This is a genomic window from Nocardia sp. NPDC003963 (assembly GCF_053605105.1).
Map to the genome: position 1 here is coordinate 100,813 of NZ_JBSGIP010000012.1, position 22,824 is coordinate 123,636.

The window sequence follows — 22,824 nt, forward strand, 5'->3', positions numbered from 1 at the left end:
GCTTCGGGTTCCCACGAGAACAGGCCCGAGCCGGACCTATGCGGACACCGGCCGCGAACCCACCAGCTCTTCCGCGTGCACCGGATGCGCGGTCCGCCGCTGCGCCCACCGGGCGGCAGGCCCGGTGGGCAGGCCGGCCGCCAGGAGAATACCGCCGAGCAGGATCCATCCGGGCCGCCCCCAGTCGATGCGGAGTACGCCGAGCAGCGCCGGGGCGGCAGCTACACAGAGGCCGGTTCCCATACCGAATATTCCCTGATAGCGGCCCTGCGCGTGGTCGGGCGCCAGCTCGAAACCCAGTTCGAATCCATCTGCGGCCTGACCTGTTTCGCCCAGGGTGCGCACGATCACCGCGAGTATCCGCATGCACAACCGGGTGGTGCCGCCGAGCGTTGCGTATCGGGCTGTTCGGTCGAATGCGGGCGATACTCGCCCGGCCGGGCTCCAGTGCCGTCCAGGGCGGCCGGTTGTGGACACCGGTACGGCCGCCGAACCTCCGTGCGCTGAACCGAGCATGGTCGGTGCAGCCCGACGCGCGCTGTGGATAAGGTTGTGGTCATGCTGCTCTGGATCAACGGTCCCTTCGGTGGAGGAAAGACACAGACCGCGTTCGAGCTGCATCGCCGGCTGCCCGGCAGTGTCGTATGCGACCCGGAAACGGTCGGGTACGGGCTGCACCGGATGATGCCGGCGAAGCTCCGGACCGATTTCCAGGACTATCCGAGCTGGCGGCAAGGTGTGTTCGAAGTACTGGACCATGTGCTTCGCGAGCACGAGGGTGTGGTGATCGCCCCGATGACCGTCGCCGACCCCCGATACTTCGCCGAGACGGTCGGACGGTTGCGCGAATCCGGCCACGATGTACGCCATTTCGCGCTGCTGGCCCGTCGGGAGACAGTGCTGGATCGTCTGCGCGATCGTGGGCTCGGCTTGGCTCCGGTCCTGCGCGCAGTCGGGCAGGGCGATCTGCTGCTGCGTGCGGAACAGTTCGCGGTGGACAGACTGGACTTCTGCCTCGAGCAGCTGAGCAAACCGGAGTTCGCGGAACATATCTGGACCGATACGACTCCGGTCACGGCGGTAGCCGATCGAATCGCCGACGCAGCCGGCCTGAGTTTGACCCCCGACACCGACGGTCGGATACGAGGCAGGCTTCGCCGGATGGCGGTCACCGTCCGCAATGCCCGTTTGTGAATCGTGACAGGGATTTTCCACGGGTATCGCTCATACCCTCGACAATGGTGAAGCCGGTCAGGTCCGGGGTCGACTCAGCTCAGCTCAGCGTCGCGACGCAGCCCGGCACGGTGCGTGAGCGGCGTGGCCGGATGCCGGTTCGCGGAGGTCACCCGCCCGGAGGGCGCTACCTGTCCGACCCGGGGTGAGAAGGTAGAACTCCACGTCGAGATCAGCTCGCCGGTCGATCCCGGGCGGAGGTAGCGGCGCGGTCCGCCTCCTGGAAGTCGACGATGGCCTCGCCGTGTTCCCTTGCCCAGTTCGTCAGGACATCGATGGGCTCGACGAGGGTCCGGCCGAGATCGGTGAGGCTGTACACCACGTGCCGGGGCGCTTCGGCGCGGCGCTAGACCAGGCCGAACTGCTGGAGTCGGCGCAGGGTCTGGGTGAGGACCTTGCGCGAGATGCCGCCGCCGATGAGTTCGACGAGCTCACCGTGCCGGTACGGTCGGCGGCTGAGCCCGAAGAGTACGAGCACCGTCCACTTGTCGGAGATGATCTCGACCGCCAGACGGGTGGGGCAGTCGGCGAGGAAGGCCGGGCCGACGGTGTTCTGCATGGAATTCGAAGGTACCAGGAGGTAACCCAGGGCTCCGTAGCGTTTTCGTTGCAACTGATTCAGCGCCTGACGCAGAGGAATGACCATGCCACGAGTAGTCGTGTTCGATCGGTTCGGCGGGCCGGATGTCCTGCACATCGTCGAGGAGCCGGTCGTCGAACCCGCGGCCGGGGAAGTACGGGTGAGGATCGAAGCATTCGCCGTGAACCCACTCGACCGGATGATGCGTTCCGGCGCGTCACCCGCGCCCGTCGACCTGCCGCATGCCCGCCTCGGGGTCGAAGGGACCGGCGTCGTCGACGCGACGGGTTCCGGGGTCACCGGACTGGATATCGGTGATCCGGTCATCCTCACCGCCGTTCCGGACGCGAGCATCCGGGGTAGCTACGCCGAATACATCACGGTCCCCGCGAGCCGGGTCCTCGCCCGCCCCGCCGGGCTCGCAGTCGTGGAGGCGGCGGCGATCTGGGTCGCGTACTCCACGGCCTACGGAGCACTTGTCGAGAAGGCGCGTATGCGCCCCGGCGACAATATCCTCATCTCCGCAGCATCGGGTGCGGTCGGCCGGTCGGCGATGCAGATCGCGAATCAGATCGGTGCCGTGCCCATCGCGGTCACTCGCGACGCCGCGAAGAAACAGGACTCGATCGTGGCCGCCGGGGCGGCCGCGGTGATCGCCGCCGGCCGGGTGGACTTCGCCGAAGCTGTTCGGCATCATACCGGCGGAGGCGGCGCGGATATCGTCCTCGACCTCGTGACGGGCCCCGGCCGACGGGATCTGCTGGATGCGGCCCGCCCCGGCGGAACACTGATCGCCGCGGGTTTCCTGGATCCCCGGCCGACACCCTCTCCCGAGGGCACGTCGGTCACGATCCACAACTACCGGAGTTTCGAGCACACCCTCGACGCCGCGTCGGTGAAGCGTATGGCGGCCTTCCTGCGCGCCGGTATCCACCTCGGCGCGCTGTGGTCCGAGATCGACTCGGTATTCGCCCTCGACGATATCGTCGAGGCACACCGCCGTCTCGAGGACGGGCTGCACGCCGGGAAGAAGATCGTGGTCACGGTTCAGCGCCGATCGAGGATCGGGAGCCCGCGAGGGCCAGGTGCGCGGTGTGCTGTTCCGGTTCGGCGCGCGGGGCGGATCACGGACACGAGTAGAGTCGCGGCAGGTGAGCGCAATCGTGACGGCCGTGAGCCGCAGCCGGGAGCACACCTTCACAAAACCCACCGCCGCGAGCATCACTCTCGTGGCCGGGCAGGGCGTGGAGGGCGACGCCCATCAGGGTGTCACGGTCGAACACCGATCCCGGGTGGCCCGTGATCCGAGCGCACCGAACCTGCGGCAGGTCCACCTCATCCACTCCGAGCTGTTGGACGATCTCGGTGCGGCCGGATTCGATGTGCAGCCGGGGCAACTCGGCGAGAACATCACCACCTATGGCGTGGATCTGCTCGGGTTGCCCACCGGCACGCTCCTGCGACTCGGCGCCGAGGCAGTGGTCGAGGTGACCGGTCTGCGCAACCCGTGTCTGCAGATCGACCACTTCCAGCAGGGTGTGCTCGCGCAGGTGGTCGGGCGCGACGAGCAGGGGGCGGTGATCCGCAGAGCCGGGATCATGTCGATCGTTCTGACCGGCGGCCCGGTACTGCCCGGAGACGATATCGTCGTCGAACTGCCTCCCGGACCACACAGGCCACTTCAACCGGTCTAGCACTCGCATGTGGCGGGCCGGGTGTAATTCTGCCGGTACGGCAAAGTGCCCGGTCGTGCCGATCCGGTTCCGGTGCGTGGCAGCCCGCGGTCGCCGCTGGGCGAGGAGTGGGCGCGCCGCCGAACGGCAGATACTCGATGTTCCGGAATAGCCCGGCGTCGGCCGGGGGTTGCAGCCGGTATGCGATTCGGCGTCTACGTTCCTTCGTACGGCCCTTACGGCGATCCGCGCGTACTGCGTGATCTCGCGGTCGAGGCCGAGCGGGCAGGCTGGGACGGGTTCTTCATGTACGACGTGCTCAGTCCGCTGGACGACGACCCACCGCCGGTCGCGGATCCCTGGGTGGTGCTGTCGGCGATCGCGCAGGCGACCACCACTATCACCCTGGGACCGATGGTCGTACCGCTGCCGCGGCGGCGGCCGTGGAAACTGGCACTGGAGGCCGGCACCCTGCAGCAGCTCTCCGGCGGGCGGCTGATCCTCGGACTGGGAGCGGGGGTGCCGGTGGATTACACGAACTACGGCGAATCCGCCGCCCGGCTCGGATCGCGACTGGACGAATCCGCCGGATTGCTGCGACAGTTCCTCGCGGGCGGCGTGGTCGAGCACACGAGTGAGCACTACCGCGTATCGGGCGTCCCCTTCGCGCCGATCGATGTGCCGGTCTGGACAAGCGGGTTCTGGCCCCGGAAGACGCCGGTGCGTGCCGCGCAGGACGCGGACGGCCTGTTCCCGCAGATCCGCGACCCGGAGGACGACTTCCGGCTGCCGACACCGGACGAACTGGTCCGGATTCGCGCGGATTTCGTGGCAGCGGGCGGTCGGGCAGACGGCGATATCGCGATCTGGTCGCCGAGCACCGAACCCTCCGCCACGCGCGTCGGCGACTACGCTGCCGCAGGCGTGACCTGGTGGTTCAGTGACGGCTCCACCGTCACGCCCGAGCAGCTCAGGAAGCGGATCGCCGCCGGCCCACCCCATACCGCGTAGTGCGGGCGGTCCGTGTCGTGACAGCCGGGCACGTTGCCGTCGGGCCCGCACACCTGGCGCCGGCAGGGGACCGCCCAGGGCGAAATCGCATCTCGACGTAGCACCCGAGGCCGGTCGGCGGTGCACTGCCGACACGGTTCTCGGCGCACTCTCAGCGGAACGGCCACCACCAGCGTCGGCGTCGGGGGTGACGCACAGTGATGCGGGCGTGTTCGATGCGGCCGCTGATCCGGAGCCGGGGCATTCCGGCTGCCGGTGGGTCCACCTCGTTCTTGATACGGCCCCATTCGGTGACGACATCGTCGAGGTCGATGATCCAGCCCTGGGGGACGACGAATTCGACGCCGCCGTGTTCGGCGTCCACCTCGACCAGAATCTCCCGGGACCGCAGCACGGCAGTGCCGAAATCGAGTACCACTCTGCCGTGTTCGGAGTGCACGACGATCTGCGGTGGCACCAGCCAGGTGCCCTCCCGTACGAGTTTGCTGCCCTTCGAGCGCAGTACCAGGCGGTCTTCCGTACTGCCGTGGGCGACAGGCGAGAGATCGGCGGTGATCGCCTCCAGTTCCGGTCGGGTTCTGCTGGAGTACACGGTGGCCAGTCGCTCATCCAATTCGGTGAGGTCCAAGCGGCCGTCGGCGTGCGCCTGCTGGATGAGCGCGGCGGCGTTATGGCGTTCGCTGTCGGTGGCGCGCACCGCCGGGAGGCCCTCGGATGGTGGCTCGACCGTCATATTCGTCACGATAGCGGAGCGGGGAATTCGCGGCTGCTGCTGCGTGCGAGTACGCCAAAAGTCCTGGACTGTAACGATTCCCGGTAGCATGCCCCACCATGCCCACACAACGAATGCCGGACCGTCGGGCGGCGGGCCGAAAGGGAGACAACGCGGCACCGTGCGGGGGAGTCACGCGTTGAGCAGTACAGATCCGGGTGTGCAGGGCGAATGCCCGATCGCGCACGGGCCCCCGGTATCCGCCGGTTCACCTGTTCGGCTGGACACCCCCTCGTTCGCGGCCGATCCGCACCGCACCTACGAAGACCTGCGCCGTCACGGCCCGTTGGTGCCGATCGAGCTTTCTCCGGGGGTGCCGGCGACGCTCGTGATCGGCTACCAGGTGGCTATGCAAATCCTCAACGACGAGGCCCATTTCCCCGCCGACCCGCGCAGATGGGAGAAGACCGCTCCCGCTGACTCCCCGATGATTCCGATGCTGGGCTATCGCCAGAACGCCCTGCGGACCGCGGGTCTGGAACACGAGCGCTACCGGCGCACGATCATCGCGGCATTGAGCACGGTCGATATGCACAGGGTTCACGACGCGGTCGCCCGGGCGGCCGAGGCGCTGATCAACGATTTCTGCGAACGCGGTACCGCCGATCTGCGCACGGACTACGCGTATCCGCTGACCTTCCGGGTCCTCAGTGAACTGATGGGCTTTCCCGAAGACGCCGCGGCCGAGGCCTATCACGGGATGGCGGCGATGCTGGAGGGTGTGGGCGCCGAAGAGGGGCAGCAGCGGTTCGTCGCGGCCCTGATCGGAGTCGTCGAGCAGAAGCAGGCCGAGCCGGGCGACGATCTGACCTCTGAACTGTTGAAGCATCCGGACGGGCTCGACGCCATGGAGATGGTGAATCAGGCGGCGCTCCTGTTCTCGATGGGTACGGAGCCGACCTGCAATCTCGTTCTCAACGCGCTGTTGCAGCTGATGACCGACGAGCAATACGGGGGCGAGGTACTCAGCGGTGCCATGGACACCCGGGACGCCATCGACGCGGTGCTGTTCGAGGATCCACCGCTGGCGAACTGGTGCGTGAGTTATCCCAAACAGCCGCAACTCGTCGGTGATGTGTGGCTGCCGGCCGACCAGCCGGTGGTGATCAGCTTGGCCGCGTGCAACAACGATCCGAGCGTCGCGGGCGGTGACCGCCGGGGTAACCGGTCGCATCTCGCATGGGGAGGCGGTCCGCACGGCTGCCCGGCCCGGACCCTCGCCCAGACCATCGCCGCGCAGGGCATCGACCTGTTGCTCGACGCCCTGCCGGATATCAAGCCGAAAATGACTGCGCAGCAGCTACCTTGGCGGCAAGGTCAGTTCCACCGCGCGCTGGCCGCACTGCCGGTCGAGTTTCCGGCCTGCCCGCCGATGCGTCTCGCCTGACAGCGGACACGCTGCCGGTGGCGGGCACGTGCCCGCCACCGGCAGTCTCTCGGTCACCGCGTCAGCGTGAACCCGTCGTAGTGGTCGGTGGCGACCTGGTCGCACTTCTCGCGATAGGCGCCGACGCCACCGATATAGGCGTACATCACCCTCGGCTTGCCGGGCACATTCGATCCCACGTACCAGGAGTCCACCTTCGGATACAGCGTCATATCGCCGGCTTCGCCGACGTGCCGGGTCCATTCCTGCTCCGCGGCGGCCTCGGCCTCGATGGTGGTGACGCCCTCGGACCGCATCGTATCGATCGCGTCGGCCACCCAGTCGACGTGCTGTTCGATGGACACCAGCATATTCGACAGGACCGCGGGGCTACCCGGGCCCGTGATCGTGAAGAGGTTCGGGAAGCCCGCCACAGCGAGTCCGAGGTAAGTAAGGGGCCCGTCGGCCCACTTCTCCCGCAGTGACGCACCACCCCGGCCGCGGATGTCGACCGCGTCGAGCGCACCGGTCATCGCGTCGTATCCGGTGGCGTAGATGATGTCGTCGAATTCGAAACTCTCCTGCGTCGTCGCGAGTCCGGACGCGGTGACCTCGGTGAGCGGGGTCGCGGCGACGTCCACGAGCCGGACATTCGGACGATTGAAGGTCTCGTAGTAATCCGTCCCCAGGACCGGGCGTTTGACACCGAAGAGGCCGGCGGGCTGAAGTAGCCGGGCGACAGCGGGATCCGGCACGATTTCGGCGATACGGTCGCGGATGAACTGGGCGGCGGTCTCGTTGGCGGCTTCGTCGACGAGGGTGTCCGTGAAGCCGGTCAGCATGCTCACCAGTTCGCTGTTCTTGTCCTCCCATACCCCGCGGTAGAACGCGTTCCGCTCGTCTTCGCTCACCTCGAGCGCGCCTCTGGTGGCTTCGGGCCGCGCGATGCCGAACGACGATTCCCGGTTGGCCTTGCGCACCTCGCGATAGCGCGACTTGATATCGCGCTGGAATTCGGGATCGATCGTGTGATTGCCGGCGGGAAGGACATAGTTCGCGGTCCGCTGGAAAACAGTGAGCTTCTCGGCCGTCTCGGCGATGAGCGGAATGACCTGCACCCCGGAGGAACCGGTGCCGATCACCGCGACCCGCCGGCCGCTGAAGTCCACCTCCTGCTCGGGCCAGTTGCCGGTGTGGAAGCTGCGCCCCCGGAAGGTCTCGATGCCCGGAACCTCCACCATCTTCGGTGCCGACAGACAACCTGTCGCCATGATCGCGAACCGGGCCGAGACGACCTCACCCTGATCGGTCGTGATCCGCCACCGCGCGGCCGGCTCGTCGTAGACCGCGGCGGTGACCCGGGTCCGCAACTGCACGTCCTTACGCAGGTCGAACCGATCCGCGACGTGATTGATGTAGCGGAGCAACTCCGGCTGCGGCGGCAACTTCTCCGTCCACTCCCACTCCTGCTCGAGCTCCGCATCGAAGGAGTAGTTGTAGTACATGCTCTTCACGTCCACCCGTGCGCCCGGATAGCGGTTCCAGTACCACGTGCCGCCGAGTCCGGCACCTGCCTCGTACACCTGCACCGAGAGTCCGAGTTCGCGCAACTTGTGCAGCATGTAGAGACCGGCGAATCCGGCTCCGACGACGACTGCGTCGATTTCGCGAGCTTCCTGGCCGGTCGAGCGTCCGGAATGCTCGGAGGTCGTTGTCATCGTGGCCTGCCTTTCCATTGTCGCCGTGGGAGGGACACAGCGGTTCGGTTCGACTACGTGGCGAGCCGGCAGTTACCTGGTCGAGGGAAGATCTGGGCGTGATGTGGTCGGACGTCGTAGACGATGACACCGCAGAAGCTCTTGCCCCCTACATATCGCTGCAGCTCGGTTGATGTCACGAGCTCATCGGTGCGCGGACGTGACTCGCCGAGCAACAGTAGTCCAGACCGGAACAGGTTGCAGAATGATGGAACATCATTGCGCGCGTGCATGTTTGCCTACGATCCGCCTCGATGCCGGATCGTCCACGCGATCACCCGAAGTCCTACGCCCGGTTGCCGATCGACCTGTCGCAGACGAGTCCGTTTCCGGTCGCGCGCGCCGCGGCGACGAGCGTTCCACGCCACCTACCTCACGACCGGCCTGCTGCAATCCGGGTGATTCTCGGAGAAGGTCCGGGTCATCACCTCGGGTTACCCGCTCCGCTCCAGTCGGCGGAGTAGCGGCGCCGGGCGGTCGGGCCCGCCGAGATCAGCCGATCTTGCGGCGTAGCGCACCGGTGGCGAAGTCGATCAAGGGTCGCTGTTCCAGCCGGATCGGTCGGACCCGACGTATGAGTCGGGACGACCAGTGTGCCCGCGGGGGTGAGTGTGTCCTGCTGCTTCGGTACTGTGCCTTCGCATGACCGTCGCCGAGATCGAGATCACCGCCGACCTGGTCCGCGACCTGCTGCGTGAGCAACATCCGGACCTCGCGGGGCTGACCATCCGCGAGGTGGCGGGTGGCTGGGGCAACCAGATGTGGCGCCTGGGTGACGAGTTGGCCGTTCGGATGCAGCGTATGGACCCCGGACCGGAGCTTCAGCTGAAGGAGCGGCGGTGGTTACCCGTGCTGGCTCCGCGTCTGCCGCTGCCGGTGCCGACCCCGGTGCGGTTCGGTGAGCCGTCCGAGCGTTTCCCCAAGCACTGGACCGTGATGACGTGGGTTCCCGGCGAGCCGCTGGACCACAGCACGATCAGCCGCGGTGAACATGCGGCCGACACGCTTGCGCGTTTCCTCCGGGCGCTCCACGTGGTGGCGCCCGCCGAGGCGCCGATCGCCACGGACCGTGGCGCCCATCCGAGAGACTGCGTGGACGGTTTCGAGAGCTTCTTCCGGGCCGTTGCTCCGGACGACGTCGCCGCCGATATCCGGGCCCTGTGGGACGACGCCGTCGCCGCCGGCGCGTGGGAGGGTCCGCCGGTGTGGGTGCACGGCGATCTCCATCCCGCGAACGTCGTCGTCTCGGACGGGACGCTCTCGGGCATCATCGACTTCGGTGATCTGTTCGCCGGCGATCCGGCGTGGGATCTCGCCGCCGCCTGGGTGCTGCTGCCCGCGGGCGCGGCCGCCCGGTTCTTCGACAGGTACGCGCACGCGGACCAGGCGGCGATCCGGCGGGCGCGCGGGCTGGCGGCCGTGAAGAGCCTGTTCCTGATGCTCATGGGGCAGAACGGCGATCGGGGCCTTCCGGGCGGAAAACCGCATTGGGGACCTGTGGGCCTGGCGGCACTCGAGCGTGTTCTGAAGGGCGTCTGACACACGGGGAGAATCGGCTCTCGTGAGAATGAGCATCGCCGGTTTCGATCCGACCTTCCTGATCGGGATCGATATGATCCGGGCGGAACCGGGTTCGCGCTCGTGCACTTCGCCGCGAAGGCGAGTTGTCGATCGGCCGGGAGACGATCACCTGATGTTCACTCGGGTGCCGGTAGGGATCCGAAGGCCGAAGCCCGGTCGGCGCGACTTCCACATCGGGTCGAATGCGCGGGCCCGAACTGCCGGATGACATCGGACGATTCCACGAGGGATAGAAGTATCGTTGCGGAACAGTTGACGAAGTGGCGATTCACTCGGTTCGTAGGCTCGACCATCTGCGGTTGTGAAAGGTCCAGGAGACTTCATGTGCACTCGCGTTATATGGCCGGACGCAAACGGGTCCGTTCTGGTGGGGCGGAATATGGACTTCCACCAGGACCTGATGACCAACTTGTGGAAGCAGCCCCGAGGGGTCGGCCGCGACGACGGAGTCGACGGTGGGCTCACCTGGACTTCTCGTTACGGCAGTGTCATCGCCACCGCCTTCGACATCATCTCGGTGGACGGTCTCAACGAGGCAGGATTGGCCGGGCATGTGCTGTGGCTCGCCGAATCGACCTACGGTGAACGTGACAATTCTCGCCCTGCGTTGAGCCAGGCCATATGGTTGCAGTATTTTCTGGACAATTTCGCCACTGTCACCGAGGCCGTGAAGTGGATCGCGGAAACGAACGTTCAGGTCGTGCAGATGCCCGATCCGACAGGTGGCACACCGCCTGCGCTACACCTCGCTCTCGACGACGCGAACGGCGACTCGGCGATCATCGAGTACATCGACGGTCATCCGCACGTGTACCACGGTCGCGACTACCGCGTGATGACGAACTCTCCCACATACGACCGGCAGATCGAACTGCTCACGCGCTGGGAAGGTCTCGGGGGAGAGGATCCGCTGCCCGGCGATACGCTGGCCGAGCATCGTTTCGCTCGGGCGGCGTACTACGCGAGGCGGCTACCCCGGCCGGACAGTCAACTGGAGGCCATCGCCGGCATGTTCAGCGTCCTCCACAATGTGGCGCAGCCGTTCCGGATCCCGGATCCGGGCAAACCCGATGCGTCGCAGACGATTTGGCAGGTCGTGCTGGACTTGACGAACAAACGATACGTATTCGAGTCCGCCACGCGGCCCAATATCGTGTGGGTCGATCTGGCGGATCTCGACTTCGGCGAGGGCTCTCCGCAACTCGAGGCGGATTTGACAGGGAAGCTCTCGCTGGAAGGAGGTATCGCCGGAAATATCGGCAGCCAGTTCGAGGACGCCGGTCCTATGGTCTTCCTTTCGTTTCAGGCTCTCGAGCAGTTGCGGGCGCAGGGCGCCGATATCCGGCACAGGTGAAGCGCGATTCCGGTTCGGAAGCCGAGGCAGTGTCTCGGTGAGGTCCTGTGGCCGAGGATGCTCGGTCCATCGTGCGTTCGGCGATCCAGCGCAGCGAGCGGACGAGGCGGGTCCACCGGGCGGGATGGGAAATGGATCCGGTGAGGGCGTGTTCCGCACGATCCAGGCAATCTTCCAGAAGGGCGTCGTGCATCCATCGGTAGGCCAGGGGCCACGTCAGTCGCGCCCGGCCTCGAGTGTTCATGGCGAGCAGGTGAACCAGATCGGTGCCGCCGGACGTGGGATGAACGGTGAATTCGTGGAAGCCTTCGAAGCCGCGGGGCCCGGTGAAACGGAAGCGCACCCAGCGGCCGGGTATGTAGTGCTCCACCGTGTACCGGATAGTGCCGTGCCCACCGACCGCGCCTGTTTCGAGGGGGCGGTCGAACCGCATCGCCGGCCAGCGGTGCAGCGGCCAGAGTGCGTCGTCCTCGTCGGCGAGGCTGTCCACCAGTGCGCCGACCGCTCCCGCCGGTGCGGGCAGGTGACGTAGGTGAATGTTGACAACAGCCATGTTCGGCTCCTGGCTTCGGGCCGGCAGGGCGTTGCAGCCCGCCGACGGGCGGGGCCGGGTCGCGGGGGATCGACCGGCGGAGTACGGAGCGGACAGTCGGCTCCCGACTTCCCAGTTTTAGAGGGTTATCTCTAAAATGAATTGGAGCATATCCTCTACTACATGGCAAGGCCACCGAGGCACGACGCCGACCGGCTCCTGGACGCCGCCGCCGAACTCTTGGCCGGCGGCGGGCCGGCCGCTGTCACCATGTCGGGAGTGGCCAGAGCAGCCGGGGCACCGAGCGGGTCGGTGTATCACCGCTTCCCGGATCGCCCTGCGCTGCTGGCCGCGCTGTGGTCACGCGCGCTACGGGGATTCCACGACGAACTGTTCGCCGCGCTGAGCATCGGAGAACCGCAGGAGGCGATCCGCCACGGTGCCCGTGCGAGTCTCGAATGGGCGCGGCGCAATTCCCGCGAAGCGCACGTACTGCTCGCCGGGGCAAAAGAGCTGGATGAGCAGAACTGGAGCGAGCAGGCTCGCAGGGACACCGCGCGAGACAACACCGCGCTACACGATGCTCTGAGGTCCCTGATCGAGAACGGTGACGATACCCTTCCCGACGCGGCCGACCGGATACTCCTCGCGGTGGTCGACCTGCCCTACGCCATGATCAAGCGATATCTGAGTACCGGTCGGCAGATCCCCGACTACGCGCCCGAACTCGCCGAGCAGGCGGCGGCAGCGCTGTTCGCTGCAATCGGCGACGCCGGCGGCACAGGGTAGCGGCGGTAGTCCCCCGCCGGGACGCGCTCGGTCGCCCGCGCCGCGCTACGGAACTGCCCCGGAGCCTGCGCGCGTGCCCGGCGGAATGCTCGGCTGAACGCGTAGACCGAGGTGTATCCGACCGAGCGGGCGACGGCATCGAGCGGGTCGTCGCTGTCCCGCAACCGGATCGCGGCCAGATCCATCCGCCATCGCGTCAGGTATTCGGCCGGCGCGGTACCGGTTACGGCGCGGAACCGCCGCGTCAGCGTGCTGCGGGAAAGCGTCAGCTCCGCGGCGAGCGAGTCGATGGTCCACCCCCGGGCCGGCTCCTGATGGAGTTTGACGAGCGCGTCGCTGACCACCGGGTCGGCCAGCACGCCGAGCCGGGATTCGCGCGCCTCGTCCGGGCTTTTCGCCAGCCAGACCCGTAGCAACTGCACCAACAGGATGTCGACCAAGCGGTTGAGTACGAATGCGGTCGCGATCTGCGGGTAGGCCAACTCCCGCGACAGCAGCCGGACAGTGTCGTCGAGGCAGTTGCCGCCGTGGTCGGCCCTGATGTGCAGAACCCGCGGCAACGATGTCATCACCTGCGTCGACACCGTGCGGTCGTATTCGTAACTCGCGCCGAGGATATGCGTCTGCACCGCACCGGCGCCCAACCGCAACACACTGCCGTTCGCCATGGCCGCGTCGCCGCCGCACCCGCCGCACGGGGCCAGCGGCACGCCGGGAGCACTGCTCAACGCGTGCTCTGCCCCGCTCGGCAACAGCACCACATCGCCGGGCATGAGCTGCTGCGCTTCCCGGCCGGGCAGGCACAGCCAGGCGGTGCCCGAGGTGACGGCATAGAACGCCGCGTCGCGTCGCGCGTCCCAGGAGATCCCCCAGGTGCCGCCCGCCTCGATGCGCGCACCCGCGGTGCCGTTGACGCCGCCGACCGCGAGTACGTCGGCAAGAATGTCCATATATTCGATGGTAGTGCGACAAACGGATATTCTTCTGGCCGATTCAGCTATCGATCAATTCACTGGGTACCGCATATGGTGGAAGCATGGCAGACGCGGACGACATCATCGAGATGAACAGCCAGGTCATCACCGAATTCCGGGAGAAAGGCGGCACCGTCGGCGGCATGTTCGAAGGCTTTCCGCTGATCCTCGTCCATCACATCGGCGCCAGATCCGGTGTCGAACGCGTAGCACCGCTGGTCCCCTACGTGGAGGGTGACCGGATCTTCGTCTTCGCGAGCCTGGGTGGCAGCCCGAAGCACCCGGCCTGGTACCACAACCTGGTGGCCAACCCGAACACCACCGTCGAGTACGGCGCCGAGACCTTCTCGGTCGCCGCTCATGTGCTGCCCAGGGCCGAGCGCGACGAGATCTACGCCAAACAGGTCGCCGTGCAGCCTCAGTTCGGTGAGTACCAGCGCAAGACCGACCGGGTCATACCCGTCGTCGAGTTGCAGCGGACCGGCCACTGACGCGAGGCCGCCTCGTATTCACGTGGCGGTATCGAGCGGTACCCGGTGGCGGACCACATCCTGTGGAGAAGGGGCCCGTTCCGAATGTGTCCACCGACCCCCGGGCGTGAGCTGACAGTACTGGTCAGAGGTCGCTCGAGTAGTCCTGGCTGAGCCAGCGGTCGGGGCGAATGGTGAACAGGACGGATTGGGCGCCGTCCATCTGATCGGCGAACGAGCGTCCGCCTTCAGGGCCTAGATAGCGGACGGCGATGGCTTCCCGCGCCGCACGAGGGGACGGAGTCTCGGCATCGACTACGGTGCCTTCGACGATGACATACTGATACGGCAGCTCTTCGCGCTGGACGACCAAGGTCACCACACCGGCTTCCTGGATGAGCCGGGCCTTGCGCCGATTCGCGCCGGTATTGATCCTGATATCACCGCCCGGGACGTAGTCGTACCAGATCGGGACCGAGGCAGGCGGCCGTCCGTCGGTCGCCGCGACCGACAGCACCCCGATGTGCTTGCCCGCGAGGAATCCATGGCTTTCGGCTTCGGTGAAGGGTTTCGGCATACAGCATGTAACCGGCCGGTCGATGGCACTCTTCCCACGGGCGCATACGATGGCGGGTGGGGCCGGGAAGACGATACTTCGTGTGGCGTCGCGATGATTTCCGGCCGCCGGTGCAGTCTGATCTCCATGGGCACACTCATCTATGGGTTCAACGTCTCGGTGGACGGGTACATCGCCGACGCGCAGGGCAATATCGACTTTTCCGATCCGAGCGATGAGCTCCTCCAATATTGGAACGACTTCGAGCGGGAGACCGCCCTGTCGTTCTACGGGCGGCGGCTCTACGAACTGATGTCCGCGTACTGGCCGACCGCCGACAAGGCTCCGGACGCCACCCCGCGGACGGTCGACTTCGCTCGCATCTGGCGCGATATGCCCAAGGTCGTGTTCTCACGCACCCTGGAATCGGTCGACTGGAACTCCCGCCTGGAACGTGGCGACCCGGTCGAGGTGGTGACGAAACTGAAAGCCGAAACCGACGGCAGGCTGGAGGTGGCGGGCGCGACGCTGGCCGCACCGATCGTGCGGGCCGGACTGGTGGACGAGTACCGGATCGTGGTCACGCCCACCGCCGTGGGGGGCGGCACCCCGTTCTTCCCGACACTGCCGTCATGGATACCGCTGCGATTGCTGGAGAATCGCACCTTTCCGGGCGGCATGGTCCTGCTGCGCTACGAGGCGAAACGTGACTGATACGGCGAGGCGCGACGATACGAGGAGGCCGCCGGAGGCCCGCTCACCCACAGGGCCGGACGCCATCTCCACGCAGCGTCGTCATCAGGCGTGATGGGAGGCCCCGGTGCCGGGGACGGCTCGGTCGGAATGCTCGTAATGTGCTGTCCGACCGATCAGTTCGACTCGGCGCCGGGTTCGGTTCAACCTTCGTCGACCGAGGCGGGCCGTCCCGCAAACAGCGGCGATAGGAAACCGCTACTCTTCCGCTGGGTATCCTGGGGACGGCCCCGCGCCGACCTCCTGCCCGCTCCGGAGGCCGGCACGACCGCGTTGCCACGACTGAATCGAGGTCGGCGTCCACATGGAGGTCGCAGCGAACTCCGCTGGTGTAGTGACGTCCTGTTCACCCGACGCGGTGGTATCTCGCGATAGGTCGCGCCCGGCGCGCCTGCGCGCTCACAGCTGTGTCTCCACGGCTCTGGCGCTGTACAGCGATCACGCGTTGCGCGAACTCGTGGACGCGGCCGCGCCGATCGGTGCCGGTATCGGCGGGAAGTCGGCGCTGCTGGAGGTCGCCGGAACTCCGGTTTTCGTTAAGCGAGTGCCCCTCACCGATCTGGAACGCCGGCCCGAGCACGTCCGGTCCACGGCGAACCTGTTCGATATGCCGCTCTTCTGCCAGTACGGCGTCGGCCTCATCGGTGGGCCGGGCTTCGGGGCCTGGCGCGAGCTGGCCGTGCACACCATGACGACGAACTGGGTGCTCGCCGCCGAACACGACGGCTTCCCGCTGATGTACCACTGGCGGGTGTTGCCGGATACGACGCCGCTGCCGGAAGAGCTGGCCGATATCGATCGCGCCGTCGCCTACTGGGACGGCCGACCGCAGGTACGCCACCGGATCGAGGCCCTGCGGGACGCTTCGGCGAGCATCGCGCTGTTCCTGGAGTACATCCCGCAGAACTTGCACGAGTGGCTGAACGACCGGATCGAGGCGGGCGGGGAGGCCGCCGACCGGGCCTGCGCCATGGTGGAGCGGGAACTGACCGCCGGCACCGCGTTCATGAACAGCTGTGGGCTGCTGCACCTCGACGCGCATTTCGAGAACATCCTGACCGACGGTCACCGCCTCTACTTCGGCGACTACGGCCTCGCGCTCTCCGCCGGGTTCGACCTCGCACCGGAGGAGGCCGCGTTCTTCGACCGAAACCAGAGCTACGACCGCGGCTACACCGCCTCCTACCTGGTGAACTGGCTGGTCGTCACCCTGTACGGGCTCCGACAGGAGGCGCGCGCCACGATGGTGCGCGCTATCGCCGAGGGCAAGCCGCCCGAGGACATCCCCGAGGTGGTCGCCACGGTCCTCACCCGGCACGCGCCGATCGCAGCGGCGATGTCCGCGTTCATTCGCGCGTTCCAGCAGGAGAACCGGAGCGCCCCCTATCCGGACGAGGAGATCCGCCGCCTGCTGTTCACACAGGTGAGTTCGTCCGAGACCACGGGGGTCGGTCCGCAAGCGTAGGAACCGAACTATCCCAGCGCCTTTCGAACTCCTCCGCCGTGATCTCCTGGTCGGCCGGATCCGGATCCCATAGGTCGATCGGCGGGTCGAGCGGGAAGCCGTCGAGGCCGGTCCGGACCTCCTCGCCGGTGTCGCGCACCTCGATCTGGCGGGTGCGGTAGCCGTCGGTGATCTCGAGCAGGTAGTCTCGGCGGCCGCGTCGGTCACGGCCATCAGCGTAGGCAGTGGCTCTGCCAGTGCGACGGGTTCCCTCGGCGACACCTGAAGGCCGCCGGGTGTCGTGGCAGTCCACGATGGAAGTCCAGCAGCGACCCGGCGTTCATCGAGAAGATGACCGGTCCTGACGCGGCACTAGCGGATCTCCACTGATAGGTGATCTCGACCCAGAAGCCGCCGGGCTCGTGAACAATGCGGCTCGCGGTGACCGGGCATATGAACATCACTGAGGAAACCGCAGCGCTGGTGCGTGAGCGAATAGTCCACTCAGTTGCCGACGACGGCACCGAGCCACCCCACGATGGGCCGCAGGGTCTCCCACGACGTGCGGACCTCCGTGGCGGCGCGCGGTGTTTTCAGCCAGCCCGGGGTGCCGAACTCCCGGCTGACCACGAGCGATTTGTGCCGCAGCAGGTCGATGCGCGGATGGTCGAGTGGATAGCCCTTGGGGCGGGTCTTCAGTTTGCTGCCACCGAGGACGTAGCCCGCCCGGACGAGCTTGTCCAGGATCTTCTCGAACTCGGCGCCGCGCACGTCGTCATCCAGGGTGGCGCGCAGGCGGGACAGCTGTTCCGGTGAGGCCGCGTAGAGGCCACCGGCGACGAACAGCCCGGGTGCGCCGATCTGGACGTACCACCCGACCCCCGGCGCGGTGTGCGCGACGGCGCCCTGATGGGTCTTGTACGGTGCTTTGTCCTTGGAGAACCGTACGTCGCGGTAGGGACGGAAGATCTTGACCGGGCCGAAGTCCGGCTCGAGATCGGCGCACAGCGCGGCCATCGGCCGTTTCACGGCGTCCTCGTAGACGTGCTTGTTGGCGGTCCAGAACGTCTTCGAGTTATCGGCCTCGAGATCCTCGTAGAAGTCCGGCCCGGCGATCGGGAATCCCGCGAACTCGCTCATACCGTCGAATCTATCGCCCGCCGTACGAGTGGGACGACGGGGAGTCGACCGGTCGATCCTCAGGTGTGTCGTGAATCTTCATGCCCACCGCCTCCGCGGACGCAAGTCCTCGGCGCGTAGTTCCCGGCGATACCGGAGCCGGGTGCGCGGCCGATGAGTTTGCGGCTCCCGGCCGGTCGAAGCTCGTGACACCGTAGGAAAGGACACGCCATGTCGGAGCTTCTCGTCGACTTCATCACCTCTCTCGACGGCTACGCATCGGGACAAGGATGGCCCGGTTTCTGGGGCCTCGAGGGCCCGGAGTATCTCGCGTGGCTCGGCGAGCAGCCCGAGGTCACCTACCTGATGGGAGCGAACACCTACCGCCTGATGTCGGGCTTCGCCGCCGGCGAGGTCCCGGATGGTCAAGACGAGTTCAGGCCCGAAGAAGAAGCGTCTGTCGATGAGCTCACTGGAGCGTCCAAGGTGGTGTTCTCCTCCTCGCTCGAGGACCCATTGACGTGGGCCAACTCCACGCTGGTCCGCGACGACGCCGTCGAGGCGGTCCGCGCCATGAAGTCGAGTGGTTCGGGGCTCCTCAGCACGATCGGCAGCCTCGGCCTGAGCCGGTCCCTGCTGCGAGCCGGACTCGTCGACCGCTTCCGGGTCGTGATGTTCCCGGTGATCACCGGCGCGACGGGCGAAGAACGCATCTACGACGGCTATCCGGACGTCGCCCTCGAGATGATCGAGCACCGCACCTTCGACGGCCGCATCCAGCTGGTCGAGTACAAACCCCGCGTGCTCGAGCACCCACCGCTCGGCGCCTCTGCGTGACGTCTCCGTGCCGCCGGTCCGGCCCGCCGTACGGGCCGGACCGCAAGCCGAGATCCGCATCGAACGACGCGCCTTCGTGATCCGACGGCTACTGACGGAAGCCTGGACGACTCACCGCGGGCCCAGCCGGTATCGCGCGATGCAACGGCGCTGGTTGCCGCCTGCTTGATTCGTGCGCCGAATGCGTCCAGCTCGTCGAGGACGAGACGGCGGCCCCACAGGCCTTCTGCAACAGGCAAACCGGGCAGTGAATCCGGGACCGCCGATCAGCCCCCGAAGGTCGATACCACCCCCTCGGTCGTGCCGAAGGGTTCCGCGCCTCGCATCTGTGTACCACCCTTCACGGATCAGCCCTTCGACGGTGAACTGGTATTCCCCGAGCCACCGACTCGGCAGGTGCAGAAGGGGGAGCGGAAGCCTGGGCCAAGGCCACGCCCGCCACCGGCAAACTTCCCCTGCAGCCGGTGTCGTCCAACCTGAGACGAGGACAATTACACACACAGTCGGTGCAACCCGCGCGACTGTTCAAAAACCGATGGCGATCTCAAAGGGTCAGCGCATCACCGCTGCTCAGATGTTCAGCGTAAACCTCGGCAGGGCTGCGGTATCCATGGATCCTGCGGGGCCGGTGGTTGAGTTCGCGGGCGATGGCATCGAGGTCGGCTTGGTCAAATCGACGCAGGTCAGCGCTTTTGGGTAGGTATTGGCGCAGCAGTCGGTTGGTGTTCTCGTTGGTGCCGCGCTGCCAGGGGCTGCGAGGTTTGCAGAGGTAGATCGGTGTCTGCGTCGCGGCGGTGATGGCCTTATGGCCGGCGATCTCGCGGCCGCGGTCCCAGGTCAGGGTCCGCCGCATCGATGCGGGCAACCCGAGCAGGACCCGTGTCAGACGTGGTGTGACCTGCTCGGCTTTGATGCCGTCGGGCAGCGCCACCAGGACAGTGAACCGGCTGGTCCGCTCCACCAGCGTGGCGATCGCCGACGGGCGTGAGCCCATCACCAAATCACCTTCCCAGTGACCGGCGACCCGTCGGGTTTCGATTTCGGTCGGACGCTCACTGATCGGCACGAGTTCCCGGATCACGCCACGCCCGTCAGGCTTGCGGGCCCGTTTCGGGTGCCGCATCGGGCGCCCGGTGCGCAACCGCTGCGTCAGGGCGCGGTCGATCGCCTTGCGCCGCGGGTCGAACAATGCCAGATAGATCGCTTCGTGCGAGATCCGCATCGTCGGGTCGTCGGGGAAGTGCCGGCGCAGCCATCCGGCGACCTGCTCGGGCGACCACAAAGAATTGAGCTTGTCCTCCACCAGCACCCGCAAGGGTGGGCAGGCCGCGAGCTTGGCCGGCTTCGGCCGCCGCGCCCGCTGATAGGCCAGCTGGTCAGCGGCCGCGGCCCGGTAGGTGCTCTGGCCGCCGTTGCGGGCGATCTCACGCGAGATCGTCGAGGGCGAGCGCCCCAGCGACACCGCGATCGTTCGCGCTGAGCAGCCCATGGCCAGGCCTCGCGAGATCTCCTCACGCTCGGCGAATGAAAGATGCCGGCCCTGCCGAGTTCGGGGTCGCTTTCGGATTCCCCCGGTCTGGGCGAGGAACCGTCGCACGTGCTGCAGCGGAATCCCGAGTGATCGCGACATCGAACTGAGCGACTCACCTGCCCGCCATCGTCTCCACAACTCATCCTGACCAGCAGGTGACATCCCGTAGTCCCGCACCGAACCCTCCACGCCGACATGATCATCCATGCGGTGATGCAGTGACCGGTTGAGCCCAAGATGCTTTCCTGGACGCTCAGCAGCTAGATCATCGCTGGTCGGGGATGTTTCCTGGTGCATTACTGTCCATGAATGCCCCTTTGGTGGACAGCGGGACTCGGTCGGGGGTCCGAGGGTGAGCAGGGGTGTTCGGCGGTCCAGGATGCGAGGATGCGCAGCCTGTCGCTGGTGGGGGTGTCGGGGTCGGCGGTCCAGGTGATGAGTTGCTGTTCGGGGTCGGCGGCGCAGGTCAGTGTGTCCCAGTCCAGGCTCAGTTCTCCGACGAGTGGGTGGTGCAGGGTTTTGGTGCCGATCCGGCGTGTGGCGACGTGGTGGGCGGCCCACCATCGGCGGAAGTGGTCGTCGCAGACCGATAGTTCGCCTACCAGGGCTGCCAGTTGCGGGTCGTCGGGTCGTTGGGCGGCTTCCATGCGCAGTTGAGCGACACAGGTGCGGGCGACGGTTTCCCAGTCGGCGTACAGGGCTCGCAGGGCGGGGTCGGTGAAGACGAGGTGCAGATAGTTGCGGTGTCTCTCCGGAATCTGGGCGAAATCGGTGAGTAGGGTCGCGGCCAGTGAGTTCCAGGCCAGAATGTCCATTCGGCGGCCCAGAACCAAGCCCGGGACGAACTGGAGGTCGTCGAGAAGTCGCTGCAGCGTGGGCTGGATCCGCTGCCGAGCACGCTGCCGCGGCCGTGTGGGGACCCGGCCTGACAGTTCGTGGAGGTAGCCTCGCTGGTCGGCGTCGAGGTGCAGGACACGGGCCAGCGTGTCCAGGACCGGGCCGGACGCGGTGATGCGTCCCTGTTCGATACGTGTGTAGTAGTCGGTGCTGATCGCGGCGAGACCGGCGACCTCTTCGCGGCGCAGTCCCGGCACCCGCCGCGGTGTGGGGCCTTCGGCCAGGCCGGCATCTCGGGGTGTGAGGGCGTCGCGTTGAGCCCGCAGGAAATTTCCCAGCTCCCGCAGGTGAGTGTGATCGGCCATACCTCCACCTTCCCGGATCCGCGGCCTGCTGTTCATGGGAGGAATTCCTCCCTCCCCGGTCGGGTGAGGGGGAGGAATCCTTCCTCTGCCGGTCGGCGCTCACGGTTGCCAGCATGGGTTGCGGGTACCACGCGCCGAACAGCGCATCACCATCGCGAGCGTCACCGGGTTCCGGTTTCGAACGGCGGCGCGACGCTCGCCCGACACAGGGAGAGGATCACCATGGCAACCGATGAGGATCAGGCCGCCTTCGACAACTTCGTTCAACTCTGGACCACCGGCACCACCGCCGGTCGCCGCGCCCCGGTACTGCGCCGACCCGACGAGGTCGGACTCGACTACGAGGACGTGACCTTCCCGTCCACCGACGGCGTCCCGCTGGAGGGCTGGTTCATCCCCGCCGATTCCGACCGGCTGGTCATCCACAACCACTTCCTGCCCGGGAACCGCTACGGCTACCCCGGCCACCTCCCCGAATTCGCGGGACTCGGCGGTTTCGAGGTCAACTTCCTGCCCGAATACAAGGCCCTGCACGACGCCGGCTACAACATTTTGGCCTACGACATCCGCAACCACGGTTTGAGCGGCCAGGGCAACGGCGGTATCGCCGGTATCGGCCTGCTGGAATACCGCGACGTCATCGGCTCCCTGCGCTACGCCGCCGCCCGCCCTGACACCCGCACCATGAAGAAAGTTCTGCTGTCGGTGTGCCTGGGCGCGGACTCCACCGCGGTCGCCTGGTCGAAACATCCCGAGGAGTTCTCCGAGGTCCAGGCCATGGTCATGCTGCAGCCGGTCTCGGGCCCCTACATCGTCGAGGAATTCGTCAAAGCCATCGGTATGGCCGACGGCTACGACAAATTCGACAAGGCCGTCCACGAACGCACCGGATTCCACCTCGCCGAGCAATCCCCGCTCCAGCACGTCGGCGCGGTCACCGTCCCGACCCTGGTCGCCCAGGTCCACGATGACACCATGACCCGGCCCGAAGACGTCCAATCGATCTACGACGCGCTACCGGTCCAAGAAAAAGAGCTGTACTGGATCCGGGGCACAGACCGCCGGTTCGACGGTTACAACTTCTTCGGCCTGCATCCCGAGGTCCCGATCGACTGGTTCGACAAACACCTGAAGTAACCGACACCCCTGCCCATCCGACCGGGAGCCCTTCACCTGAACGGGGACTATGGATTTAAGGGTGTTTCCGGCCTGAAACGCTGACCGGCCCTGCTGCATGCTTTCGGCGATCGCTACCCGCGTGTGGAGGTGCTCGCCGTTGACCGCGACGAA

21 protein-coding genes and 1 pseudogene are annotated in these 22,824 nt (G+C 66.7%); 13 read left to right on the forward strand and 9 right to left on the reverse strand.

Going from position 1 to position 22,824, the window contains the following annotated elements; translation table 11 throughout:
- Nucleotides 1–36: 36 nt before the first annotated feature.
- On the reverse strand, nt 37–366 hold the full coding sequence (locus tag ACWEWT_RS20930; protein ID WP_452561191.1) for a hypothetical protein: 330 nt from the start codon (nt 364–366) through the stop codon (nt 37–39).
- Between the two features lie 192 nt (nt 367–558).
- Between ACWEWT_RS20930 and ACWEWT_RS20935 the strand changes: the two genes are divergently transcribed.
- Nucleotides 559–1,194: an AAA family ATPase gene (locus ACWEWT_RS20935; protein WP_452561192.1), complete on the forward strand. Its 636-nt coding sequence runs from the start codon at nt 559–561 to the stop codon at nt 1,192–1,194.
- 211 nt (nt 1,195–1,405) lie between these two features.
- On the opposite strand, the pseudogene ACWEWT_RS20940 reads toward ACWEWT_RS20935, so the two are convergent.
- Nucleotides 1,406–1,930: pseudogene (locus ACWEWT_RS20940) on the reverse strand (winged helix-turn-helix transcriptional regulator).
- Here ACWEWT_RS20940 and ACWEWT_RS20945 point away from each other — a divergent pair.
- The 3 genes from ACWEWT_RS20945 to ACWEWT_RS20955 all read left to right on the forward strand — a co-directional run bounded on the left by ACWEWT_RS20945 (nt 1,878) and on the right by ACWEWT_RS20955 (nt 4,497).
- Nucleotides 1,878–3,116, forward strand: coding sequence for a zinc-dependent alcohol dehydrogenase family protein (locus ACWEWT_RS20945; RefSeq protein ID WP_452561194.1), 1,239 nt, complete (start codon nt 1,878–1,880; stop codon nt 3,114–3,116). The pseudogene ACWEWT_RS20940 and the gene ACWEWT_RS20945 overlap by 53 nt on opposite strands.
- Nucleotides 3,106–3,507: an MOSC domain-containing protein gene (locus tag ACWEWT_RS20950; protein WP_452561196.1), complete on the forward strand. Its 402-nt coding sequence runs from the start codon at nt 3,106–3,108 to the stop codon at nt 3,505–3,507. The genes ACWEWT_RS20945 and ACWEWT_RS20950 overlap by 11 nt, the downstream gene beginning before the upstream one ends.
- Nucleotides 3,508–3,687: 180 nt before the next feature.
- The gene (locus ACWEWT_RS20955) at nt 3,688–4,497 is read left to right on the forward strand and encodes an LLM class flavin-dependent oxidoreductase (RefSeq protein WP_452561197.1); all 810 of its coding nucleotides are present in this window, start codon (nt 3,688–3,690) and stop codon (nt 4,495–4,497) included.
- Between the two features lie 151 nt (nt 4,498–4,648).
- On the opposite strand, the gene ACWEWT_RS20960 is transcribed toward ACWEWT_RS20955, so the two are convergent.
- Complete coding sequence (locus ACWEWT_RS20960) at nt 4,649–5,230, reverse strand: DUF1707 SHOCT-like domain-containing protein (RefSeq protein WP_452561199.1); 582 nt, start codon at nt 5,228–5,230, stop codon at nt 4,649–4,651.
- Nucleotides 5,231–5,408: 178 nt separating this feature from the next.
- Here ACWEWT_RS20960 and ACWEWT_RS20965 point away from each other — a divergent pair, with 178 nt between their 5' ends.
- Nucleotides 5,409–6,656: a cytochrome P450 gene (locus ACWEWT_RS20965; protein WP_452561201.1), complete on the forward strand. Its 1,248-nt coding sequence runs from the start codon at nt 5,409–5,411 to the stop codon at nt 6,654–6,656.
- Between the two features lie 53 nt (nt 6,657–6,709).
- Here ACWEWT_RS20965 and ACWEWT_RS20970 read toward each other — a convergent pair whose 3' ends face one another.
- A complete protein-coding gene (locus ACWEWT_RS20970) occupies nt 6,710–8,353 on the reverse strand; it encodes a flavin-containing monooxygenase (protein WP_452561203.1) in 1,644 nt (547 codons plus the stop codon).
- Between the two features lie 681 nt (nt 8,354–9,034).
- Here ACWEWT_RS20970 and ACWEWT_RS20975 point away from each other — a divergent pair.
- The 3 genes from ACWEWT_RS20975 to ACWEWT_RS20985 all read left to right on the forward strand — a co-directional run bounded on the left by ACWEWT_RS20975 (nt 9,035) and on the right by ACWEWT_RS20985 (nt 12,648).
- Nucleotides 9,035–9,931 carry an aminoglycoside phosphotransferase family protein gene (locus tag ACWEWT_RS20975; protein ID WP_452561205.1) on the forward strand — a complete coding sequence of 299 codons (897 nt, stop codon included), beginning with the start codon at nt 9,035–9,037 and terminating at the stop codon, nt 9,929–9,931.
- A 364-nt stretch (nt 9,932–10,295) separates the two neighbouring features.
- Nucleotides 10,296–11,327 (forward strand): linear amide C-N hydrolase, encoded by a 1,032-nt coding sequence (locus ACWEWT_RS20980; RefSeq protein ID WP_452561206.1) that lies wholly within the window; start codon nt 10,296–10,298, stop codon nt 11,325–11,327.
- A gap of 715 nt (nt 11,328–12,042) precedes the next feature.
- Nucleotides 12,043–12,648: a TetR/AcrR family transcriptional regulator gene (locus ACWEWT_RS20985; RefSeq protein ID WP_452561208.1), complete on the forward strand. Its 606-nt coding sequence runs from the start codon at nt 12,043–12,045 to the stop codon at nt 12,646–12,648.
- Here ACWEWT_RS20985 and ACWEWT_RS20990 read toward each other — a convergent pair.
- The gene (locus ACWEWT_RS20990; RefSeq protein ID WP_452561210.1) at nt 12,573–13,598 is read right to left on the reverse strand and encodes an AraC family transcriptional regulator; all 1,026 of its coding nucleotides are present in this window, start codon (nt 13,596–13,598) and stop codon (nt 12,573–12,575) included. The genes ACWEWT_RS20985 and ACWEWT_RS20990 overlap by 76 nt on opposite strands.
- An 86-nt stretch (nt 13,599–13,684) precedes the next feature.
- Between ACWEWT_RS20990 and ACWEWT_RS20995 the strand changes: the two genes are divergently transcribed.
- Nucleotides 13,685–14,113 carry a nitroreductase family deazaflavin-dependent oxidoreductase gene (locus ACWEWT_RS20995; RefSeq protein ID WP_452561212.1) on the forward strand — a complete coding sequence of 143 codons (429 nt, stop codon included), beginning with the start codon at nt 13,685–13,687 and terminating at the stop codon, nt 14,111–14,113.
- Between the two features lie 124 nt (nt 14,114–14,237).
- Here the strand turns inward: ACWEWT_RS20995 and ACWEWT_RS21000 are convergent, their stop codons facing one another.
- On the reverse strand, nt 14,238–14,669 hold the full coding sequence (locus tag ACWEWT_RS21000) for a pyridoxamine 5'-phosphate oxidase family protein (RefSeq protein ID WP_452561214.1): 432 nt from the start codon (nt 14,667–14,669) through the stop codon (nt 14,238–14,240).
- 126 nt (nt 14,670–14,795) lie between these two features.
- On the opposite strand from ACWEWT_RS21000, the gene ACWEWT_RS21005 reads away from it, so the two are divergent.
- Complete coding sequence (locus ACWEWT_RS21005) at nt 14,796–15,362, forward strand: dihydrofolate reductase family protein (protein ID WP_452561216.1); 567 nt, start codon at nt 14,796–14,798, stop codon at nt 15,360–15,362.
- Nucleotides 15,363–15,735: 373 nt separating this feature from the next.
- Nucleotides 15,736–16,866: a protein kinase family protein gene (locus ACWEWT_RS21010; protein WP_452561218.1), complete on the forward strand. Its 1,131-nt coding sequence runs from the start codon at nt 15,736–15,738 to the stop codon at nt 16,864–16,866.
- A gap of 483 nt (nt 16,867–17,349) precedes the next feature.
- On the opposite strand, the gene ACWEWT_RS21015 is transcribed toward ACWEWT_RS21010, so the two are convergent.
- Complete coding sequence (locus ACWEWT_RS21015) at nt 17,350–17,985, reverse strand: DUF2461 domain-containing protein (RefSeq protein WP_452561220.1); 636 nt, start codon at nt 17,983–17,985, stop codon at nt 17,350–17,352.
- Between the two features lie 210 nt (nt 17,986–18,195).
- On the opposite strand from ACWEWT_RS21015, the gene ACWEWT_RS21020 reads away from it, so the two are divergent.
- Nucleotides 18,196–18,801, forward strand: coding sequence for a dihydrofolate reductase family protein (locus ACWEWT_RS21020; RefSeq protein WP_452561222.1), 606 nt, complete (start codon nt 18,196–18,198; stop codon nt 18,799–18,801).
- 544 nt (nt 18,802–19,345) lie between these two features.
- On the opposite strand, the gene ACWEWT_RS21025 is transcribed toward ACWEWT_RS21020, so the two are convergent.
- Entirely contained in the window at nt 19,346–20,494 is a 1,149-nt protein-coding gene (locus tag ACWEWT_RS21025; protein WP_452561285.1) for an IS30 family transposase, read from the reverse strand.
- A 134-nt stretch (nt 20,495–20,628) separates the two neighbouring features.
- Nucleotides 20,629–21,534, reverse strand: coding sequence for a helix-turn-helix domain-containing protein (locus ACWEWT_RS21030; RefSeq protein ID WP_452561223.1), 906 nt, complete (start codon nt 21,532–21,534; stop codon nt 20,629–20,631).
- 222 nt (nt 21,535–21,756) lie between these two features.
- Here ACWEWT_RS21030 and ACWEWT_RS21035 point away from each other — a divergent pair, with 222 nt between their 5' ends.
- Entirely contained in the window at nt 21,757–22,671 is a 915-nt protein-coding gene (locus tag ACWEWT_RS21035) for an alpha/beta hydrolase family protein (RefSeq protein WP_452561225.1), read from the forward strand.
- Nucleotides 22,672–22,824: the final 153 nt, after the last annotated feature.

Coding starts and splice junctions, on each gene's coding strand:
- ACWEWT_RS20930 (WP_452561191.1), bottom strand. CDS start 366: ATGCGGATACTCGCGGTGATCGTGCGCACCCTGGGCGAAACAGGTCAG.
- ACWEWT_RS20935 (WP_452561192.1), top strand. CDS start 559: ATGCTGCTCTGGATCAACGGTCCCTTCGGTGGAGGAAAGACACAGACC.
- ACWEWT_RS20945 (WP_452561194.1), top strand. CDS start 1,878: ATGCCACGAGTAGTCGTGTTCGATCGGTTCGGCGGGCCGGATGTCCTG.
- ACWEWT_RS20955 (WP_452561197.1), top strand. CDS start 3,688: ATGCGATTCGGCGTCTACGTTCCTTCGTACGGCCCTTACGGCGATCCG.
- ACWEWT_RS20960 (WP_452561199.1), bottom strand. CDS start 5,230: ATGACGGTCGAGCCACCATCCGAGGGCCTCCCGGCGGTGCGCGCCACC.
- ACWEWT_RS20970 (WP_452561203.1), bottom strand. CDS start 8,353: ATGACAACGACCTCCGAGCATTCCGGACGCTCGACCGGCCAGGAAGCT.
- ACWEWT_RS20975 (WP_452561205.1), top strand. CDS start 9,035: ATGACCGTCGCCGAGATCGAGATCACCGCCGACCTGGTCCGCGACCTG.
- ACWEWT_RS20980 (WP_452561206.1), top strand. CDS start 10,296: ATGTGCACTCGCGTTATATGGCCGGACGCAAACGGGTCCGTTCTGGTG.
- ACWEWT_RS20985 (WP_452561208.1), top strand. CDS start 12,043: ATGGCAAGGCCACCGAGGCACGACGCCGACCGGCTCCTGGACGCCGCC.
- ACWEWT_RS20990 (WP_452561210.1), bottom strand. CDS start 13,598: ATGGACATTCTTGCCGACGTACTCGCGGTCGGCGGCGTCAACGGCACC.
- ACWEWT_RS20995 (WP_452561212.1), top strand. CDS start 13,685: ATGGCAGACGCGGACGACATCATCGAGATGAACAGCCAGGTCATCACC.
- ACWEWT_RS21000 (WP_452561214.1), bottom strand. CDS start 14,669: ATGCCGAAACCCTTCACCGAAGCCGAAAGCCATGGATTCCTCGCGGGC.
- ACWEWT_RS21005 (WP_452561216.1), top strand. CDS start 14,796: ATGGGCACACTCATCTATGGGTTCAACGTCTCGGTGGACGGGTACATC.
- ACWEWT_RS21015 (WP_452561220.1), bottom strand. CDS start 17,985: ATGAGCGAGTTCGCGGGATTCCCGATCGCCGGGCCGGACTTCTACGAG.
- ACWEWT_RS21020 (WP_452561222.1), top strand. CDS start 18,196: ATGTCGGAGCTTCTCGTCGACTTCATCACCTCTCTCGACGGCTACGCA.
- ACWEWT_RS21025 (WP_452561285.1), bottom strand. CDS start 20,494: ATGTCACCTGCTGGTCAGGATGAGTTGTGGAGACGATGGCGGGCAGGT.
- ACWEWT_RS21030 (WP_452561223.1), bottom strand. CDS start 21,534: ATGGCCGATCACACTCACCTGCGGGAGCTGGGAAATTTCCTGCGGGCT.
- ACWEWT_RS21035 (WP_452561225.1), top strand. CDS start 21,757: ATGGCAACCGATGAGGATCAGGCCGCCTTCGACAACTTCGTTCAACTC.